Source organism: Yinghuangia sp. ASG 101 (assembly GCF_021165735.1).
GTDB lineage: Bacteria > Actinomycetota > Actinomycetes > Streptomycetales > Streptomycetaceae > Yinghuangia.
This window is the reverse complement of sequence record NZ_CP088911.1, coordinates 1,523,787-1,541,205: the sequence shown is the minus strand read 5'-3', so window position 1 is coordinate 1,541,205 and position 17,419 is coordinate 1,523,787. Positions and strand designations below refer to the sequence as shown.

The 17,419-nt window shown below is 72.4% G+C and carries 15 protein-coding genes; 8 read left to right on the top strand and 7 right to left on the bottom strand.

The genetic code is table 11. The annotated features are described in order from the left end of the window. The first annotated feature begins 3 nt into the window (after positions 1-3). Genes LO772_RS06305 through LO772_RS06290 form a run of 4 tightly spaced genes read left to right on the top strand, consistent with a single transcriptional unit; the run spans position 4 to position 4,662 of the window. Positions 4-438, top strand: a complete 435-nt coding sequence (locus LO772_RS06305) for a hypothetical protein (protein ID WP_231777378.1) — start codon at positions 4-6, stop codon at positions 436-438. A gap of 37 nt (positions 439-475) precedes the next feature. Beyond that, positions 476-1,801: a nucleotide exchange factor GrpE gene (gene grpE, locus LO772_RS06300; RefSeq protein ID WP_231777377.1), complete on the top strand. Its 1,326-nt coding sequence runs from the start codon at positions 476-478 to the stop codon at positions 1,799-1,801. Positions 1,802-1,849: 48 nt separating this feature from the next. Further along, positions 1,850-4,387 carry an Hsp70 family protein gene (locus LO772_RS06295; protein WP_231777376.1) on the top strand — a complete coding sequence of 846 codons (2,538 nt, stop codon included), beginning with the start codon at positions 1,850-1,852 and terminating at the stop codon, positions 4,385-4,387. Next, positions 4,384-4,662 carry a hypothetical protein gene (locus LO772_RS06290; protein WP_231777375.1) on the top strand — a complete coding sequence of 93 codons (279 nt, stop codon included), beginning with the start codon at positions 4,384-4,386 and terminating at the stop codon, positions 4,660-4,662. Before LO772_RS06295 ends, LO772_RS06290 begins: the two co-directional genes overlap by 4 nt. 13 nt (positions 4,663-4,675) lie before the next feature. Here LO772_RS06290 and LO772_RS06285 read toward each other — a convergent pair whose 3' ends face one another. From LO772_RS06285 to LO772_RS06265, 5 genes are all read right to left on the bottom strand, one after another. Continuing rightward, complete coding sequence (locus LO772_RS06285) at positions 4,676-5,428, bottom strand: SDR family NAD(P)-dependent oxidoreductase (protein ID WP_231777374.1); 753 nt, start codon at positions 5,426-5,428, stop codon at positions 4,676-4,678. A 109-nt stretch (positions 5,429-5,537) separates the two neighbouring features. Beyond that, positions 5,538-5,867 (bottom strand): DUF4286 family protein, encoded by a 330-nt coding sequence (locus tag LO772_RS06280; RefSeq protein WP_231777373.1) that lies wholly within the window; start codon positions 5,865-5,867, stop codon positions 5,538-5,540. Positions 5,868-5,940: 73 nt separating this feature from the next. Beyond that, positions 5,941-7,125, bottom strand: a complete 1,185-nt coding sequence (locus tag LO772_RS06275; protein ID WP_231777372.1) for an NAD(P)/FAD-dependent oxidoreductase — start codon at positions 7,123-7,125, stop codon at positions 5,941-5,943. A 5-nt stretch (positions 7,126-7,130) separates the two neighbouring features. Then, complete coding sequence (locus LO772_RS06270; RefSeq protein WP_231777371.1) at positions 7,131-8,819, bottom strand: thiolase C-terminal domain-containing protein; 1,689 nt, start codon at positions 8,817-8,819, stop codon at positions 7,131-7,133. A 54-nt stretch (positions 8,820-8,873) separates the two neighbouring features. After that, entirely contained in the window at positions 8,874-9,596 is a 723-nt protein-coding gene (locus LO772_RS06265) for an enoyl-CoA hydratase/isomerase family protein (RefSeq protein ID WP_231777370.1), read from the bottom strand. An 89-nt stretch (positions 9,597-9,685) separates the two neighbouring features. Between LO772_RS06265 and LO772_RS06260 the strand changes: the two genes are divergently transcribed. The 4 genes from LO772_RS06260 (at position 9,686) to LO772_RS06245 (ending at position 15,079) form a co-directional block, all read left to right on the top strand. Continuing rightward, on the top strand, positions 9,686-11,227 hold the full coding sequence (locus LO772_RS06260; protein WP_231777369.1) for an AMP-binding protein: 1,542 nt from the start codon (positions 9,686-9,688) through the stop codon (positions 11,225-11,227). 35 nt (positions 11,228-11,262) lie between these two features. Then, complete coding sequence (locus tag LO772_RS06255) at positions 11,263-12,450, top strand: amidohydrolase family protein (RefSeq protein WP_231777368.1); 1,188 nt, start codon at positions 11,263-11,265, stop codon at positions 12,448-12,450. Next, positions 12,450-13,889: a FadD3 family acyl-CoA ligase gene (locus tag LO772_RS06250; protein ID WP_231777367.1), complete on the top strand. Its 1,440-nt coding sequence runs from the start codon at positions 12,450-12,452 to the stop codon at positions 13,887-13,889. The genes LO772_RS06255 and LO772_RS06250 overlap by 1 nt, the downstream gene beginning before the upstream one ends. A 245-nt stretch (positions 13,890-14,134) precedes the next feature. After that, positions 14,135-15,079, top strand: a complete 945-nt coding sequence (locus LO772_RS06245) for a TIGR03564 family F420-dependent LLM class oxidoreductase (RefSeq protein WP_269453162.1) — start codon at positions 14,135-14,137, stop codon at positions 15,077-15,079. Positions 15,080-15,316: 237 nt separating this feature from the next. On the opposite strand, the gene LO772_RS06240 is transcribed toward LO772_RS06245, so the two are convergent. Together LO772_RS06240 and LO772_RS06235 are read right to left on the bottom strand one after the other, a co-directional pair. Then, positions 15,317-16,312 (bottom strand): ferredoxin--NADP reductase, encoded by a 996-nt coding sequence (locus tag LO772_RS06240; RefSeq protein ID WP_231777365.1) that lies wholly within the window; start codon positions 16,310-16,312, stop codon positions 15,317-15,319. A 313-nt stretch (positions 16,313-16,625) separates the two neighbouring features. Beyond that, the gene (locus tag LO772_RS06235; protein ID WP_231777364.1) at positions 16,626-17,393 is read right to left on the bottom strand and encodes an SDR family NAD(P)-dependent oxidoreductase; all 768 of its coding nucleotides are present in this window, start codon (positions 17,391-17,393) and stop codon (positions 16,626-16,628) included. Positions 17,394-17,419: the final 26 nt, after the last annotated feature.

The following is a 17,419-nucleotide window of genomic DNA, read 5'->3' as shown; positions in this document are numbered from 1 at the left end:
CCGATGCCCCCGCTCGACCCGTCTCCCTACGTCGTCCTGGACCTGCCGCCGGACGCGACCGTCAAGGACGTCAACGTCGCCGTCGGACGCGCGGTGCGGGCCGGGCGGTACACGCGGCAGCAGATCAACGCCGCAGCCGCGCTGCTGCGCAACCCCGCGCGGCGCCTGGAGGCCGACGTCCAGCGGCACCTGCCGCGTCCCGCACCGGCGGACGTCCGCGACGAACTGGCCGCGGCGGCACGCGAACCGCTGCTGCCCGCCCCCGCCCCGGGGCGGCTGCCGGACCCCGCGTCCCTGGTCGTGCTGCGCGACGCGGAGACGGCCGCCGACCGGGCCGACCCGCCGGAGCCCGAGGGCGGCGCGCGACGCCCGTACGTGCCCGAGAGGTTCCGTCCGGACGCGGCCCGGCTCCTGCCCCCGGTCCCGTTGCCCGACTGACCGTCGTCCCCCGCCCGTTCCGCCCCAGAGGAGCACGATGCCGGACACCCCCGCGACCACCGAACCGCTGTGGCTGACCGCCTCGCCGCTGCCGGTCCCGGAGCAGGCGCGCGACGTCGACCTGGCGAAGTCGTACGGCCGCCTGGTGATCCGCGCGGGTGCCCTGCGGCAGCGGCGCGAGGAGGAGGCCCGCGAGGCCCGGGCGCGCGAGCGGCGGTTGCTGATGACCCTGATCGAGACCGACGACGACCTCCTGGCCCTGCAACGCGGCCGACGGCTGTCCCCGAGCCGCGCGTCGGGCGTCGACGCGGTGCGCAGGCGGCTGCACCGACGCCTGGGCGCGTTCGGTGTCAAGGAGATCGAGCTGGAGGGCCGGGCGGTCAACACCGCGTACGCCGAGGTCGCCGGTACGGAGGAGACGGATGCCGTCGCCCCCGACACGGTCGTCGAGACGATGGCCGCGTGCTTCGTATGGCAGGGCGAAGTCCTGCGCCCGGGACGGGTCTTCGTCGCGATTCCGCCGAGCCCGGGACCACCGGCCGAGATCACCCCCGACGACGGGGCCGACACGGGCGCGAACCCACCCGGGCCGCCCGGCGAGGACCCGGCGACCGAGGCGCCGACGGCCGAGAACCTGCCGCCTGAGGCTGTGACCACCGAGAACCTGCCGACCGAGGCCCCGACGACCGCCGGTCCTCCCGCCGCCCACCCCTGGCTCACACCACCCCGAGACCCGCGGGACACCGACGCGGCCCCCGCCGTCGCGGACCCCGCGGAGCCCGACCCCGCGGGCGCGTCGGCGGCCCCGCCGCACACGGGCGGCGGAGCACCGGCCACCGGGGAGAGCGACGCGGAGGCGGAGGGCCGGGAGCCGGGGGCCGTCGACCCCTCCGCCATCCGTCCCCGGACCACGCGGCCCGGAGGCGCGGACCCCGCGGACGCGCCGTCGGCCGTCGCGCCGCCGGGCGACGCGGCCCCCGGCGTCGCCGACGCGGGCGGTGCGGACGCGGGCGGTGCGGAGCCGACCGGCGCCCCGTCGGCGTTCGTCGACCCGTCCGCGATCCGTCCCTGGGCGGCGCGACCGGCCGACACGGCGGCCAAGGCCGGCGAACCACCGGTCGCGGATGCCGGCGACGGGGATGCGCCCGCGCGCGCCGAGCCACGCGCGGACCCGTCGCTCGTCCCGGTGTCCGAGGTGTCGGCCCCCGCCGCGGCGGACGACGGCGGGCGTACCGCCCCCGAGTCCCCGGCCCGGCGGGGCCCCGGCAAGCGGGAGCAGCCCAAACGCACCACGCGCGCGCAGCGCAAAGGCGCCGATCGGCCGGCGCGGCAGTCCGACGGGCGGCCGGGGCGGGCCCGTTGAGGCGCGACGGTCCGGTCACTTCGCAGTCCACGAGGGGAATCCACCGCAATGCTCCGCACGCTCGGCATCGACCTGGGGACCACCAACTCCGTGATGGCGCACCTGCGCCGCGGGGAGCCCGAGATCATCCACAACCGGCGCAACGAGGAGGCCACGCCGTCCGTCGTGACGCGCGGTCGGCACGGCGAACTGCTGGTCGGCCAGGACGCGCGGCGGCGGACGCTGTTGGACGCGGAGAACGTCATCCGGTCCGTCAAGCGCTTCATGGGCCGCAAGTTCGGTGACGGCGACGTGCAGGCCGCGCTGCGGGAGCTGGACTACCAGGTCACCGCGGGGATGGACGGCGACATCACGATCGCGTTCCACGGCCGCGCGTACACCCCGATCGAGATCTCCGCGATCATCCTGCGCCGGCTCAAGGAGGACGCCGAGCTCCGCGCGGGGGGCCGGTTCGACCGGGCGGTGATCACCGTCCCCGCGTACTTCGGCGAGCGGCAGGTCGCCGCCACGCAGGAGGCGGGCCGGATGGCCGGGTTCCACGTCCTGCGGATCATCAACGAGCCCACCGCCGCCGCCCTCGCCTACGGCGTGACCGAGGACCTCCCCGAGGAAGGCCGCACCGTCCTCGTCTACGACCTCGGCGGCGGCACCTTCGACATCTCGATCCTCCTGCTCGTCCCCGGCTCGGTTTCGGTGCTGGGGATCGAGGGCGACAACCTCCTCGGCGGCGACGACTTCGACCGGGCGATCTCGGCGGCCCTGCTCGACGACGTCCGCGCCGAGTACGGGCCCGCCTACGACCCGGACCGGCGCGACCGGCCGTCCCTGGCGAAGGAGGCCGAGCAGACGAAGATCCAGCTCTCCCACCAGTTGAGCGCGGACGTGAGCCTGATCGGCCTGGGCGGCGGCCGCTTCACCATGGAGAGCGTCTTCGACCGGGCCCGGTTCGAGGAGTTGATCGCCCCGCAGATCGAGCGCACCGTCGAACTCACCCGCAAGGCCGTGCGCGAGGCCAACCTCACCGTCGAGGACATCGACGAAGTCCTGCTGGTGGGCGGCTCCACGGCGATCCCGCTCGTCTCGCGGCGGCTCGGCGAGGTCTTCGGACCCCGGCGGATCCGGCGCGGCATCAACCCGATGCAGTGCGTGGCCCTGGGGGCGGCCGTGCAGGGCGCGTTGGTCGCCGACGTGGAGTGCGCCGAGTGCCGTGCGCCGAACGACCTTGCCGCGACGGCCTGTTCATCGTGCGCGACGTCGCTCGTGGGGGCCGAGCGGGTGTCGTGCGACGGCTGCCACCTGCCGGTCCCCGCCGACGCCGCGGCCTGCCCGAAGTGCGGGCAGTCGTTGTCCGCGGCGGACGCGGCGGCCCCCGAGGGGCAGCGGGTCCCGCTCGCCAAGGCCGCGCCCACGGCCGCGTGTCCGCGCTGCGGTTCGCCCGCGCACCCCGGCGCGGCGGCCTGCGACGTGTGCGGTGAGGCACTGCGCGAGGCGTCGGCCGAGACGGAGCCGAGCGGTCTGCGCTGCCCGACCTGCCGGACGGTCAACGCGCCCGGCGCCGAGGCGTGTTCGTCCTGCGGGACGTGGATGCAGGTGACCAATCCGTTCGACATCACGCCGAAGAACCTGGGCATCGAGCTGAACGACGGCCGGATGGCGGTGATCATCCCGAAGAACTCGACCTACCCGACCACCGAGCCGGTCAGCCGCGAGTTCGTCGTCACCGGGACCGGCGGACGGCACCGGCTGGAGGTCGCCGTCTACGAGGGCGAGCACGAACTCGCCCAGCAGAACGAGCTGATCGGCCACCTGACGATGCGTCTGCCGGACGGCACCTCGGGGCGCACGCCGGTCGACGTCTCCTTCGGCCTGGATCGGGACCGCACGATCACGCTCGCGGTGCGGGTGCACGGGGGCTCCGAGAAGACCGTCAAGCTGGAGCGCGTGACCCTCGACCCGGTGCTCAAGGTGCAGGTCGAGGACAGCCGCCGCAAGCTGGAGGACTTCACCGACCGCTGGTCCGACGAGCTGACCCCGGCCGAGAAGTCCGCGGCGCGCAGGCTGTTGGACACGCTCGACGACACGGCCGCGGGCCAGACCGGCGGTCGCTCGGTCGACGCGGTGCTCGCCGAGGCGCGGCAGCGGCTGGAGGCGCAGTCCGAGGTCCGGTACGCGGAGGCGTACCTCACCGCGTTCATCGCGTGCACCGAGGCCGTCGTCAGCGCCGGCGACCTCGACGTACTCCGCGGTCACCTGGACGCGCTGCGCCGGGCCCGGGAGGCGGGCGACTGGGTCGCGGCCCTGGACGCCGCGCAGCGCGGGCTCACGTACGCCGACGAACTCGGCCACACCGCACGCATGCTGACGATGTGTCGGGTCTTCGTGGCGCAGGACCTCGTCTCGCCGGCGCTGGCCCAGCGGATCCGCACCGAGCTGGCGGGCCTCGAAGACGCCGTCCGGGGGGTCAACATGGAGAAGGCCAACCGGCATCTGACCGTGCTCGTCGACCTCTACGCGGCGGCGATGCGCGAGCGCGGGGAAGTCGCCCCGAATCCCGACGACATGACGATCCGTCTGGAGGAGGCGTGACGCCCGAGGCCGCTCCCGACGTCGTCTGCCCGCTGTGCGGCGTCGACGCGGACGCCGAGTCGCTGCGCTGTCCGGAGTGCGCCGAAGACCTGGCCCCGCTCGCGCACTTGGCCTACGCGGGACGCATCCACTACAACGCGGCGCTGCGGCACGCCCGCAACGGCGACCGGGCGGCGGCCCGCGACGCGGTCGCGGTCGCGCTGGCGTACCAGCCGGACCTGGCCCCCGCGGTCGCGCTGCACGCGGCCCTGGCGGACACGCCGGGGCCGCCGTGAGCGGGGACGCCCCTCAGGTGGTGAGCCACCCGCCGTTCACCGAGACCGTCTGGCCCGTGACCCACGCCGCCTCCGCGGACGCCAGCCACAGCACGGTGGGGGCGACGTCGTCGGGGGTTCCGGTGCGGCCCGCCGGATAGCCGCGTGCGAGCTTCCGCAGGACCTCGGGCGGGGCCTCGGCGGGCGGAATGGTGCCGAGGGACACGCAGTTGCTCGTGATCCCGGTGCGGCCCACCTCGGTGGCCAGGCAGCGCGAGAACGCCGCCGCGGCGGCCTTCGCGGCGCCGTAGACGGCCAATCCCGGCATACCGGCACGCGCGGAGTCGGACACGATGTGGATCAGCCGGCCGTAGCCCTGCTCGCGCATGTGCGGCAGCACCGCGTGCGTGCAGTGCAGCACCGCCAGGACGTTGAGCTGGATCAGCGGCGTCCAGTCGTCGGGGGAGGTGTCGCCGAACTGCGCGCCCCACGTCGAGCCGCCGACCGGGATACCCGCGTTGTTGACCAAAATATCGACGGGGCCCAGCAGTTCGCCGGTGCGGTCGACGATCGCCCGGACCGTCGCGGGGTCGGTGATGTCGCCCGGTACGGCGGCGGCCTTGCCCCCGGCGGCGACCAGCGCCTCGGCGGTCTCCTCGGCGCGCCCCCGGTCGATGTCGTTGACGGCGACCGCGGCGCCGGCCTCGGCGAGGACTTCGGCGATCCGGCGGCCGACGTGGCGTCCCGCCCCGGTCACCAAGGCGGTGCGCCCGTTGAGTTCGAACACGGCGAAACCCTTCCGGTTTGCGGCGGGCTGCACACCCGCACGGGAACGGCGCCGCGCGGTCGGGAGCGGAACCGCGCGGCGCCTGCGGATCAGACGGGCCTCGGCCGGGTCAGGCCTGGGCGTCGGAAGGGCCGTGTTCGCCGATGAGCCTCAGGACGCGCATCCTCGGATTCACGGTCATGTCGACCGCGTCCGACATCGTGAACCCGGCGGCGGCCTCCCGCACGTGGGCGATGATCGCGTCGAGGTCGTCGGCCTCCAGCTCGTAGAGCGTCACGAACGGGCCCTTGCCGTTGGTCGGCGCGAAGCGGCGCGCCGAGACGACGCCCGGCAGCGCGGCCATCTCCGGCAGGTGGGTGTTCTGGTACCAGTCGTGGAAATCGGCCTCGCGCTCGGCCGACGCGGGCATCGATTCGACGTAGAAGACACCTTGGGGCATGCGCAACTCCCGGTCTGGTTCTGACGGTTTGGGTGCCGGTCGAGTGCCGGCCGAGCGAAGTGCCGTACGGGTACTACGAGGCGACGGCCTCCTCGAGCATCCGCCTGCGGTACGGCAGCACGAGCGTCGGGGCGTTCCATCCCAGAACTCCCGTGAGCTGTCCGCCGGTTCGATAGACAGCGACCCACCGGCCCTCGGCCGGCCCCTGCTCGATCTCGATGTCGGCGTCCTCGGGGAGCACGCCGTGCGCCTGGATCTTGACGGTGTACTGGTCGGTCCAGAAGTACGGGAGCGGCGTGAACGGCTTCCGCTCCTCGCCCGCGAGGTCCCGCAGGAGGTTCTGCGCCGCCGCGCCGCCCTGCTCGCTCGCGTTGGTCCGGTGCTCCAGCCGCATGCGGCGGCCGTAGCGCGGGTTGACCCACGAGGCGACGTCGCCCGCGGCGTACACCCCGGGCGCGGCACGGCAGAACTCGTCGCACTCGACGCCGTTGCCGAGGGTCAGCCCGGAGTCGCGCAGCCAGTCGACGGTCGGCTCCGCGCCGATGGACACCAGCACGCAGTCGGCGTCGACGACGCCGCCGTCCGACAGCACGACCGCGTTCACCGCGCCGCCGTCGCCGCGGAGTTCCGCGACGCCGACGCCCAACCGCAGGTCCACGCCCTGCTCGCGGTGCAGGTCGGCGATGATCGCGCCGATCCGGGGCCCGACCTGACGCAGCATCGGCTGGGCGGCCGGCTCGACCACGGTGACGTCCAGGCCCAGGCCCCGGGCGGACGCGGCCACCTCCAGGCCGATGAGCCCCGCGCCGACGACGACGAGGCGGGTGCCCGGCGTCAGCGCGCCGCGCAGGCCCTCCGCGTCGACGTGGCCGCGCAGCACGTGGACGCCCGGGAGGTCGTGCCCGGCCGGCAGGCGGCGCGGCTGCACGCCGGTGGCGAGGATCACGCCGTCGTACGGGAGTTCGGTGCCGTCGGCCAGGCGCACCCGGCGTCCCGCGACGTCCAGGCCGGTCGCCCCGAGGTGGCGCAGGTCCACGCCGAGGTCGCGGTACTGCTGGGCGTCGCGCAGCTGCGTCCGCTCCAACTCCCAAGCGCCCGTGAGGACTTGCTTGGACAGCGGGGGCCGGTCGTACGGCAGTGCCGACTCCCCGCACAGGAGGGTGAGCGAGCCGGTGTATCCGTCGCGCCGCAGGGTCTCGACCGCCGCCACGCCGGCGGCGCCGCCGCCGACCACCACGATGTTCTGTGTCTCGGCCACTGGAGTCAGCCGTCCTTCCGGAACAGGATGGCGCCGCTGGGCGTCAGGCCGCCGCTGCTGACCGCGGCCACCCGGGCCCCGGCCACCTGCCGCTCGCCGGCCTCGCCGCGGAGCTGGGTGATGGCCTCGTGGATGAGGCCCATGCCGTGCGTGCGGCCGTGCGAGAGCTGGCCGCCGTGCGTGTTGAGGGCCACCACGCCGCCTTCGCGGGCGATGTTCTTGCCGCCGTCGAGGAAGTCCTTGCCCTCGCCGATGCCGCAGAAGCCCAGGGCCTCGATCCAGGTCAGGCAGTTGATGGTGAAGCCGTCGTACAGCTCGGCCACGTCGACGTCCGACGGGCGCAGCGAGGTCCGCGACCACAGGTGCGCGGCCGGGCCGAGGGCCTGCGGCTCGTGGGTGAGCGTGCTCTGGTCCCATTCGAGGCGTTCGATCGACTGCGTGCCGACGGACTCGACGCGGATCACCGGCTTGGCGAGGTCGCGGGCGGCGTCCACGGCGGACACGATCACGGCGGTCGCGCCGTCGCACGGGACGTCGCAGTCGTAGAGGCCGAGCGGGGTGGTGATCATCCGGGCCGACAGGTAGTCGTCCATCGTCATCGGGTCGCGGTAGATCGCGGTCGGGTTGACCATGGCGTTCGCGCGCTGGTTGAGCGCGATCCAGCCGAGCGTCTCGCGCGACGCGCCGTACGTGTGGAAGTAGCGCTGCGCGGTCTGCGCCAGGGTGTGCGCGGCGGAGGTCGCCCCGAAGGGGTTCATCCACCCGGTCGGCGCGGCGCCCGCGGGCACCTTGATCTTGCCGGCCTTGATCAGCTCGGAGAACGTGGACTCCCACACCGTGCGGAAGCACAGCACGTGCCGGGCGAGGCCGCTGGAGACCGCGAGCATGGCGGCGATCACCGAGCCGCCGGGCCCGAAGGTCTCCATGCCGCCGTTGTACCAGGTGGGCCGGATGCCCAGCGCCGACTGGAGGGCGGCGACGCCGCCCTCGCCGAAGCCGCCGACGTTGCCGGCGCCGGGGTAGGAGGCGAGGCCGTCGATGTCGTCGAGGCTCAACCCGGCGTCGGCGATGGCGCGTTCGCAGGCCTCGACGGTGAGCTGGAGCGGGGGCAGCATGAGGCGGCGCCCGACCTCCGACATCCCGATGCCGGTGACCGCGACCTTGTCCTCGAACTTCTCCGGCGTGACCATCGGGCGGACGTGCCGCCACATGTCCCCGGGTTCGATCTCGTCGCGCGGCAACGCGGCGGGTTCGGCGGGCTGTTCGGCGGCCGGCCGGAACAGCGGCAGCCAGGCCGTGGTGGGCGGGCCGTCGCCGTCGCCGACCTTCTCGAAGACGACCTCCATGCGCATGCCGAGCACGAGGTCGTCGGGGTCGCAGTCGACGATGTTGGTGGTCAGCCGGACGCGCGGGTCGTCCTCGATCGCGACCTGGGCCACAACGTACGGCGAGGGCAGGCCGGGGAAGCCGAAGCGGTGGCTGACGGTGAAGCCGATCAGCGTCGCGTAGCCGGAGACGACGCGCACGCCCAGCTCGTGGCTCCGGCAGACGCGGCAGACCGGCTGCGGCGGGTGGATCAGTGCGGCACACGCCTTGCACGCCTGAAAGCGGAGGCGGCCGTCCGCCCCCGAGCGCCAGAAGAACTCGGTCTCCTTGGCGATCACTGGAACGGGGCGCTCGGACTGTCCGGCCACGTCGTCTCCTCAAACAAGCCGAAGTGTGTGTAGGTCGGGGGTGATGATGTCGCGCTACTTCTTGGCGCGGTTCAGCACCCCGTCGACGGCTGCCCAGTGGTCGTCGGCGACCCACAGCCTCGCGAAGCGCCGGGCCACGTCGTCGGTGGACGAACCGCCTTTCATCACATGCTTGGTCTCGACCGCCGCCGCGGTGGCGAGCGACTTGGCCAGCGAGCGCCAGCCCTCGTCGAACGACTCCCGGGGCAGCACCGTGTCGACGAGCCCGAGGCGTTCGGCGTCGGCCGCGCCGAGCACCCTGCCGGTGCCGGCGAGCATCAACGCCCGCCCCCGGCCGACGAGTTCGGCGAGGCGTTCGGCGCCGCCCCACGCGGGCATGACGGCCAGCGTCGCCTGGGTGAAGCCGATCAGGACGCCGTCGGCGGCGACCCGGATGTCGGCGGCCACCGCGACCTCCGCACCGCCGCCCAGCGCGTGGCCGTTGAGCGCGGCGATCGAGGGACCGGGGAACGCGGCGATGCGGTCGCAGATCGCGCGCATGCGCACGGCGAAGGCGTACGCCTCGTCCTCGGTGCGCATCTTGGCAAGTTCCCGCAGGTCCCCTCCGGAGACGAAGGCGCGGTCGCCTCCGCCGGTGATGACCAGGGCGCGGGCGTCCGCGACGTCGTCGAGTGCCTTCTCCAACCCGTCCATAGTGTCGGGCGCGATGGCATTGCGGGACTCCGGACGATTGATGGTGATGATCGCCACACCATCGTCCAGTTCAAGTTCGACCATCGTCGCGCACTCCATGGGTATTGGCATTCTCGGTTTAAGAGAACATCATATTCACCGCGGAAAAGCCACCATCGACGACCCGGAGCCGCATGATGCGAACGATCCCCGCCGACCTTGTCCAGCGGTACGAAGCGGAAGGGTGGTGGACGCGCGACACGATCGGCGAACTGCTGGCGCGCGGCCTGGCGGCGGCCCCGGACACCGAGTTTCGCGTGCACTCGGCGGTGCGCCCGTGGAGCGGCACTTTCGCGGACGTGGAACTCACGGCCCGCAGACTGGCCGCCGGGTTGAGCGCCAGAGGCGTGGGCGCCGGCGATGTCGTCGTCTTCCAATTGCCGAACTGGATGGAGGCCGCCGCGGTTTTCTGGGCCTCGGCGTTCCTGGGCGCGACCGTCGTTCCCGTCGTGCACTTCTACGGCCGCAAGGAACTCGGCTACATCATCGACTCCACGAAACCGAAGGTGTTCATCACCGCCGAGCGATTCGGGCGCATGGAGTTCGCACCCGAGGTGAGTGCCGGCGTCCCGGTCGTCGGTGTCGTGGACCGCGACTTCGACGACCTGCTCGCCGACGAGCCGCTGGCCGGCACCGTCGCGACGGACCCGGACTCGGCCGCGCTGATCGCCTTCACGTCGGGCACCACCAGCAACCCGAAGGGCGTCGTCCACAGCCACCGCACGCTCGGCTACGAGACGCGGCAGCTCGCGGGCCTCTACCCGCCGGACCGCGGCAAGCAGCTCACGGCCGCGCCCGTGGGCCACTTCATCGGCATGGTGAACGCGTTCCTGATCCCGGTGCGGGACGGCACCCCGGTGCACCTGACCGACGTCTGGGACCCGGCCCAGGCGCTGGCGCTCATGAAGAGCGACGGCCTGCACGTCGGCGGCGGCGCGACGTACTTCATGACCTCGCTGATCGACCACCCCGACTTCACGCCCGAGCACGTGCCGTTCATGAAGTACGCGGGACTGGGCGGCTCGTCGGTGCCCGCCGCGGTCACCCGGCGGCTCGACGCGCTCGGCGTCATCGTCTTCCGGTCGTACGGCAGCACCGAGCACCCGTCGATCACCGGCTCGATGTACGACGCGCCCGTCGACAAGCGGCTCCTCACCGACGGGGACCCGCTCCCCGGGGTGGAGATCCGCCTCGCGGAGGACGGCGAGATCCTCAGCCGCGGCCCCGAGCTGTGCGTCGGCTACACCGACCCGGCCCTGACCGCGGCGGCGTTCGACGACGAAGGCTGGTACCACACCGGCGACATCGGCGAGCTGGACGCCGACGGGTACCTCTCGATCACGGACCGCAAGTCGGACATCATCATCCGCGGCGGCGAGAACATCAGCGCCCTGGAGGTCGAGGAAGCGCTGCTGGCCATGCCCGGTGTCGCGGAGGCCGTGGTGGTCTCGGCGCCGGACGCGCGGCTCGGCGAGCACGCCGCGGCGTTCCTGCGGCTGCTGCCCGGCGCGGCCGAGCCGGCACTCGACGACGTACGCGCGCACCTCGAAGGCGTGGGACTGGCCCGGCAGAAGTGGCCGGAGGAACTGCACCTCGCGGACGACTTCCCGAGGACCGCGAGCGGCAAGGTGCAGAAGTTCGTTCTCCGGCGGAGCGTTGCAGCACAATCAGAGTGAGAATAGGATTCTCATAGATAGCAAAGGAGTCTTCCATGCCGATCCGCGAAACGGCCTTCCCGGTCTTCGACGCCGACAACCACCTGTACGAGACGCAGGAGGCGCTGACGAAGTACCTCCCCAAGGAGTACGCCGGCGCGATCCAGTACGTGCAGGTCAACGGCCGTACGAAGATCGCCGTCCTGGGGCAGATCAGCGAGTACATCCCCAACCCGACCTTCGAGGTCGTCGCGCGTCCCGGCGCGATGGAGGAGTACTTCCGCGTCGGCAACCCCGAGGGCAAGAGCCGCCGCGAGATCTTCGGCGAGCCGCTGCGCGCGCCGGCGGCGTTCCGCGAGCCCGCGCCGCGCCTCGAGCTGATGGACGAGCAGGGCATTCGGCAGACGCTGATGTTCCCGACGCTGGCCAGCCTCATCGAAGAGCGCATGCGGCACGAGCCGGAGCTGATCCACGCGGTCGTCCACGCGCTCAACGAGTGGCTGTTCGACGTGTGGTCGTTCAACTACCACGACCGGATCTTCACCACCCCGGTCATCAGCCTGCCGATTGTCGACAAGGCGATCGACGAGCTGAACTGGGTCGCCGAGCGCGGTGCCAAGGCCATCCTGGTCCGTCCCGCCCCGGTGCCCGGTTTCAAGGGCCCGCGCTCCTTCGCGCTGCCGGAGTTCGACCCGTTCTGGAAGCGTGTCGAGCAGCTCGGCCTGCTCGTCGCCCTGCACTCCTCGGACAGCGGCTACAGCCGCTACGCGAACGACTGGGAGGGCCACGGCAACGAGATGCTGCCGTTCAAGCCCAGCGCGTTCCGCCAGGTCAACGAGTGGCGCCCGATCCAGGACGCGGTCGCCTCGTTCATCTGCCACGGCGCCCTGACCCGCTTCCCGGGCCTGAAGGTCGCGGTCGTCGAGAACGGCGCCTCGTGGGTCGGCCCGCTGCTGAAGAACCTGGCCGACGTCCACAAGAAGATGCCGGACCAGTTCGAGGGCGGCGAGAACCCGGTCGAGGTCATGCGCCGCAACATCCACATCTCCCCCTTCTGGGAGGAGAACATGAGCGACCTGGCCGACCTGCTGGGCATCGACCGCGTGCTGTTCGGCTCGGACTACCCGCACCCCGAGGGCCTCGCCGACCCGGCCGGGTTCATCGAGGAGATCAAGACCCACGGGCTGAACGAGACCGACCAGGCCAAGGTCATGGGCGGCAACCTCGCCAGGTTGATGGCGTAATGCAGTGGGACACCATCCCCCAGATGGTGTTGAGCGCGTCCGACCGCTTCGGCGATGCCGAAGCGGTCGTGGACGGCTCGTTGCGGCTCGGGTTCACCGAGCTGGCCGACCGGATCCGCGTGGCGGCGGGAGCGTACGCCGCCTTCGGGATCGAGAAGGGCGACCGGGTCGCGGTCTGGGCGCCCAACTCCGCCGAGTGGATCATCGCGGCGTTCGGCGCGATGACCGCCGGCGCCGTGCTGATCCCGGTCAACACCCGGTTCAAGCCGGATGAGGCGCACGACGTCATCGCGCGCGGCGGAGCGAAGGCCGTGATGGTCCAACAAGGCTTCCTGGACCAGGAGTTCACGGGCCCGCCCGGCGTGCCGGCGATCGACGTCAAGGGGGACTTCCTGACCAGCGGCTCGCCGCTCGTCCGGGAGCTGCGCGGCACCGACATCAGCGACATCATCTTCACGTCCGGGACCACCGGGCGGCCCAAGGGCGCGATGATGAACCACCGCCAGACGCTGCGGTCGTACGCGGAGTGGTGCGACCTGGCCGGGCTGCGCGAGGGCGACCGCTACCTCATGGTCAACCCGTACTTCCACACGTTCGGGTACAAGGCCGGCCTCGTCGCGTGCCTGATCCGGGGCGCCACGATGCTGCCGGTCCCGGTCTTCGACACCGACCGCGTCCTCGACCTCGTGGCGCGCGAGAAGATCACCGTGCTCCCCGGCCCGCCGACGCTGTACCACTCGCTGCTCGCCGCGCCCGAGGGCCACGACCTCGGCACGCTGCGCGTCGCGGTGACCGGCTCGGCGGACATCCCGGTCGAGCTGATCCGGCGCATGAAGAGCGAGCTGCCGTTCGAGACGATCATGACCGGGTACGGCCTCACCGAGGCCGGCACGGTCACCGCCTCCCGGCCCGGCGACTCGTTCGAGGACATCGCCGCGACCGTCGGCACCCCCTGCGACGGCTTCGAGGTGCGCGTCGCGGACGACGGCGAGGTCCTGGTGCGCGGGTACGGCGTCATGCAGGGCTACCTCGACGACCCCGAGGCGACCGCCGAGGCGATCGACCCGGACGGGTGGCTGCACACCGGCGACCTGGGCACGCTCGACGACCGCGGGCACCTGAGGATCGTCGGCCGCAAGAAGGACATGTTCATCGTGGGCGGCTTCAACGCCTACCCGGCCGAGATCGAGGGGTTCCTGCTGGAGCACCCCGCCGTTCGGCAGGCCGCCGTCATCGGCGTTCCCGACGCGAGGATGGGCCAGGTCGGCAAGGCGTTCCTGGTCCGCCGCGACGGTGCCGCGGGCGAGGTCTCGGCGGACGACGTCATCGCCTGGAGCCGGGACCGCATGGCCGGCTACAAGGTGCCCAGGTACGTCGAGTTCCTGGACGAACTCCCGCTGAACGCGACCGGCAAGGTGATGAAGGACCAGCTGCGCTGACACGCCGCCGGGCATCCCGGCGGCCCGCCACGGGCCCGCCGCCCGTTCCGGAGGGGAGGACCGGAACGGGCGGCGGGCCTTCGCGTCGACGCTCGCCGCCCGGCGGAGTGTGCGCATGATCATGTGATTCTCATATGCGGTATTGGTATTCTCATTACGTGCAAGTACGGTATTCATCGATTGCGGACCGGGTGCCGTTCAACACGTGAGTTCAAACCCCTGGAGGGACAGTGCGGGTCGGCGTCATGATCGGGCCTGAGCGCGGAGACTCCGCGCGCAAGGTCGGGCGGATGATCGAGGATGTTGAGTGGGCCGAGTCCGCCGGGATGGACACGGCGTGGATTCCGCAGGTCCCGTCGGACTTCGACGCGTTGATCGCGGTGGCCCTGATGGGGGCCAGGACGCAGCGCATCGAGCTGGGCACCGCGGTGGTGCCGCTGCAGGCGCAGCACCCCATCGCGCTGGCGCGCCAGGCGCTGTCGGCGCAGGCCGCGGCGAGCGGTCGGCTCGCGCTGGGCGTCGGCCCGTCGCACCACTGGATCGTGCGGGACATGCTCGGGCTGCCGTACGACAAGCCCGCCGCGCTCACCCGCGACTACCTGGAGGTCCTGGCGTCCGCGCTGAGCGGGCCCGGTGACGTCGACGTCGAGAACGACACGTACAAGGTCCACAACCCGCTGGGCATCGGCCCGGTCGGCGGGCCGCTGCCGGTCATGCTCGCGGCGCTCGGCCCGGTGATGCTGCGGATCGCCGGCGAGCGGGCCGACGGCACGGTGCTGTGGCTGGCGGACGAGCGCGCGGTGGCCGACCACGTCGTGCCGCGCATCACCAAGGCCGCCGAGGAGGCCGGGCGCCCGGCGCCGCGCATCGTCGCGGGCATCCCGGTGTGCCTGTGCAAGCCGTCCGAGGTGGACGCGGCGCGCGAGCGCGCGAACCGCATTCTCGGCGAGGCCGAGGTCTCCCCGAACTACCAGCGCCTGCTGGACACCGGGGACGCGAACAACGTCGGCGACCTGGCCGCGGCGGGCGACGAGGACGCCATCCGCGCGCGGTTCCGGTCGTTCGCCGACGCGGGCGTCACCGACCTGTCGATCCGCCTTCTCCCGATCGGCGACAACCGCGACGAACTGGTCGCGTCGAAGCGCCGCACCCGCGAGGTCGTCGCGGCCATCGCCGCCGAATTCCGCTGACCCGCGGTACGAACACACGACGGCCTCCCTGTCCGGTGTACGGACGCGGGAGGCCGTCGCGCGGGCGGATCACGCGGAACACAAGGTGCCGCGGCCGACGAACCCCGTCACCGCAGACGCGTCACCCGGTGCGCGTCACCGGAATCCGTCCGGCGGGGCACCGCCGTGACGCGCGGTACCCGGGCGGGCCCGGGGGCGCCTCCGGGCACGGGTCGGCGACCGGTCCGCCGTCCGAGGTCACTCGTACTGCACGGTGATCGACTCGCTGGTCGGCACGCCCTGGCAGGTGAGGACGTAGCCCTCGGCGACCTCGTCGTCGGTCAGGGCGTCGTTCACGCGCATCTTCGCGGAGCCGTCCTTGACCAGCGCCATGCAGGTCGCGCAGTTGCCCGCCTCGCACGAGAACGGCGGGGTCAGGCCGGCGCGGCGGGCGCTCTCCAGAAGGGTCTCGTTCTCGTGCCGCGGGACCGTCGCCTTCTTGCGGCCCAGCAGGATCGTCACCGTGCCCCGCACCTCGCCGCCCGGCTCGTCCTCGGGCTTGCGGGCGGCGCCGCCGAAGCGCTCGCTGAACACCTTGCCGGGGCCCGGCAGGGCGCCTTCGACGATGTCCATGAAGGCCTCGGGGCCGCACAGGTAGATGTCCGCGGCGCCGTCGTTCCCGACGAAGTCCCGTACCGCCGCCGCGTCGACGAAGCCCGACTCGCTGTCGAGGTGGTGGACGACCGACAGCCGCCCGGGGTACTTGCCGACCAGTTCGGCCCACTCGGCGCGGAAGATGATCGCGTCCCGGTCGCGGTCGGCGGTCAGCACCCGCACCGGGCGGTCGGTGGTCGCCAGCGCGCTCTTCGCCAGCGAGATGACCGGCGTGACCCCGCTGCCGCCGGAGAAGGCCAGCAGCGGCGCGTCGGTGTCCTGCAGGACGAACACCCCGGCGGGCCGGGTCAGTTCGACCTCGTCGCCGGCCGAGATGTTGTCGTGCAGCCAGTTGGAGACCAGGCCCTCCGGGACGCGCTTGACGGTGACCGCCAGTTCGCCGTCGGTCTCCGGGGCGCTGGACATCGAGTACGAGCGCAGCAGTTCCTGGTCGCCGACCCGCACCTTGAAGGTGCAGAACTGACCGGCGCGGTAGGTGAACGGCCCCCCGTGCGGAGCGATGACGAAGGTACGGGCGTCGGCGGTCTCCTGGATGATCCGCGTGACGGTCGCCCGCTCGAACATTGGGGGTCGGGACATGGAAACGTCCTGCTTTCGGTATATGTGTTCTACGTCGGCGAGAATCATATTCTCGCAGTACAAGGGTGATATTCTCAATGGTGTCCCGGAGCGTCCGTCCTCGCCCCGGGGCACCGGAGCGGCGGCGGTTGCGCGGGGCGATTCCGGGCCGAAGACACGAGGTCCCGGGAGCACCGCTCCCGGGACCTCGGTGGTTCGTGGCGTGCCGCAACGGAGGAATCGCCGCCGCTCCCGATCACCGGCCGGACCGTGTCGGCCGACGGGAACTCACCCCGGCCCGTGCGTGCGCTCCGTCACGGCGGCGGCGGGCCGCCTACTTCGGTGGGAAGCGGATCGCGCCGTCGAGGCGGATGATCTCGCCGTTGAGGTAGTCGTTCTCCACGATGTGCTGCGCGAGCTGCGCGTACTCGTCGGAGCGGCCCATGCGCCTCGGGTGCGGCACCTGCGGGCCCCAGTACGCCTCCAGCTGGTCGCCCGCCTTGCCGTACGCGGGCGTGAGGACCGTGCCCGGGGCGATCGTGACGACGCGGATGCCCAGCGGCGACAAGTCGCGGGCGGCGACGAGGGTCATGCCCGCGACACCGCCCTTGGCGGCCGAGTAGGGGAGCTGGCCGACCTGGCCCTCGAACGCCGCGATCGACGCGGTGTTGACGATCACGCCGCGCGAGCCGTCCTCGTCGACCGGCTCCTGCTTCGCCATCGCGGCGGCGGCCAGGCGCATGACGTTGAACACAGAGGTGAGGTAGTACTCGAGCGTCATCCGGAAGCCGTCGAGGGCCAGCGGCGAGCCGTCCTTGCCGATGAGCCGGCCGCCGAACGGCGGGCCGCCGTGGGTGTCGACCGAGGCCCGCAGCGGACCGAGCTCCTGAGCGGCGGCGACCGCGGCCTGCACGTCCGCTTCGCTGGTGGCGTCGGTGTGCACGTACCGCACGCCGAGCTCGGCCTCGAGCGCCTTACCCTTGTCGTCGTTGACGTCCGCGATGACGACCTTCGCGCCGGCCGCGTGCAGGCGTCGGGCGGTGGCCTCGCCGAGGCCTCCCGTACCACCCACGACGATCGCTGAGCTTCCGCTGATCTGCATCACCGCTCCGCTCTCTTGTTAACAAG

What these genes read in the sequence shown, in the direction of transcription:
- grpE (WP_231777377.1), top strand. Translation starts at nt 476, where the DNA reads ATGCCGGACACCCCCGCGACCACCGAACCGCTGTGGCTGACCGCCTCG.
- LO772_RS06265 (WP_231777370.1), bottom strand. Translation starts at nt 9,596, where the DNA reads ATGGTCGAACTTGAACTGGACGATGGTGTGGCGATCATCACCATCAAT.
- LO772_RS06240 (WP_231777365.1), bottom strand. Translation starts at nt 16,312, where the DNA reads ATGTCCCGACCCCCAATGTTCGAGCGGGCGACCGTCACGCGGATCATC.
- LO772_RS06255 (WP_231777368.1), top strand. Translation starts at nt 11,263, where the DNA reads ATGCCGATCCGCGAAACGGCCTTCCCGGTCTTCGACGCCGACAACCAC.
- LO772_RS06295 (WP_231777376.1), top strand. Translation starts at nt 1,850, where the DNA reads ATGCTCCGCACGCTCGGCATCGACCTGGGGACCACCAACTCCGTGATG.
- LO772_RS06235 (WP_231777364.1), bottom strand. Translation starts at nt 17,393, where the DNA reads ATGCAGATCAGCGGAAGCTCAGCGATCGTCGTGGGTGGTACGGGAGGC.
- LO772_RS06245 (WP_269453162.1), top strand. Translation starts at nt 14,135, where the DNA reads ATGATCGGGCCTGAGCGCGGAGACTCCGCGCGCAAGGTCGGGCGGATG.
- LO772_RS06280 (WP_231777373.1), bottom strand. Translation starts at nt 5,867, where the DNA reads ATGCCCCAAGGTGTCTTCTACGTCGAATCGATGCCCGCGTCGGCCGAG.
- LO772_RS06305 (WP_231777378.1), top strand. Translation starts at nt 4, where the DNA reads ATGCCCCCGCTCGACCCGTCTCCCTACGTCGTCCTGGACCTGCCGCCG.
- LO772_RS06260 (WP_231777369.1), top strand. Translation starts at nt 9,686, where the DNA reads ATGATGCGAACGATCCCCGCCGACCTTGTCCAGCGGTACGAAGCGGAA.
- LO772_RS06250 (WP_231777367.1), top strand. Translation starts at nt 12,450, where the DNA reads ATGCAGTGGGACACCATCCCCCAGATGGTGTTGAGCGCGTCCGACCGC.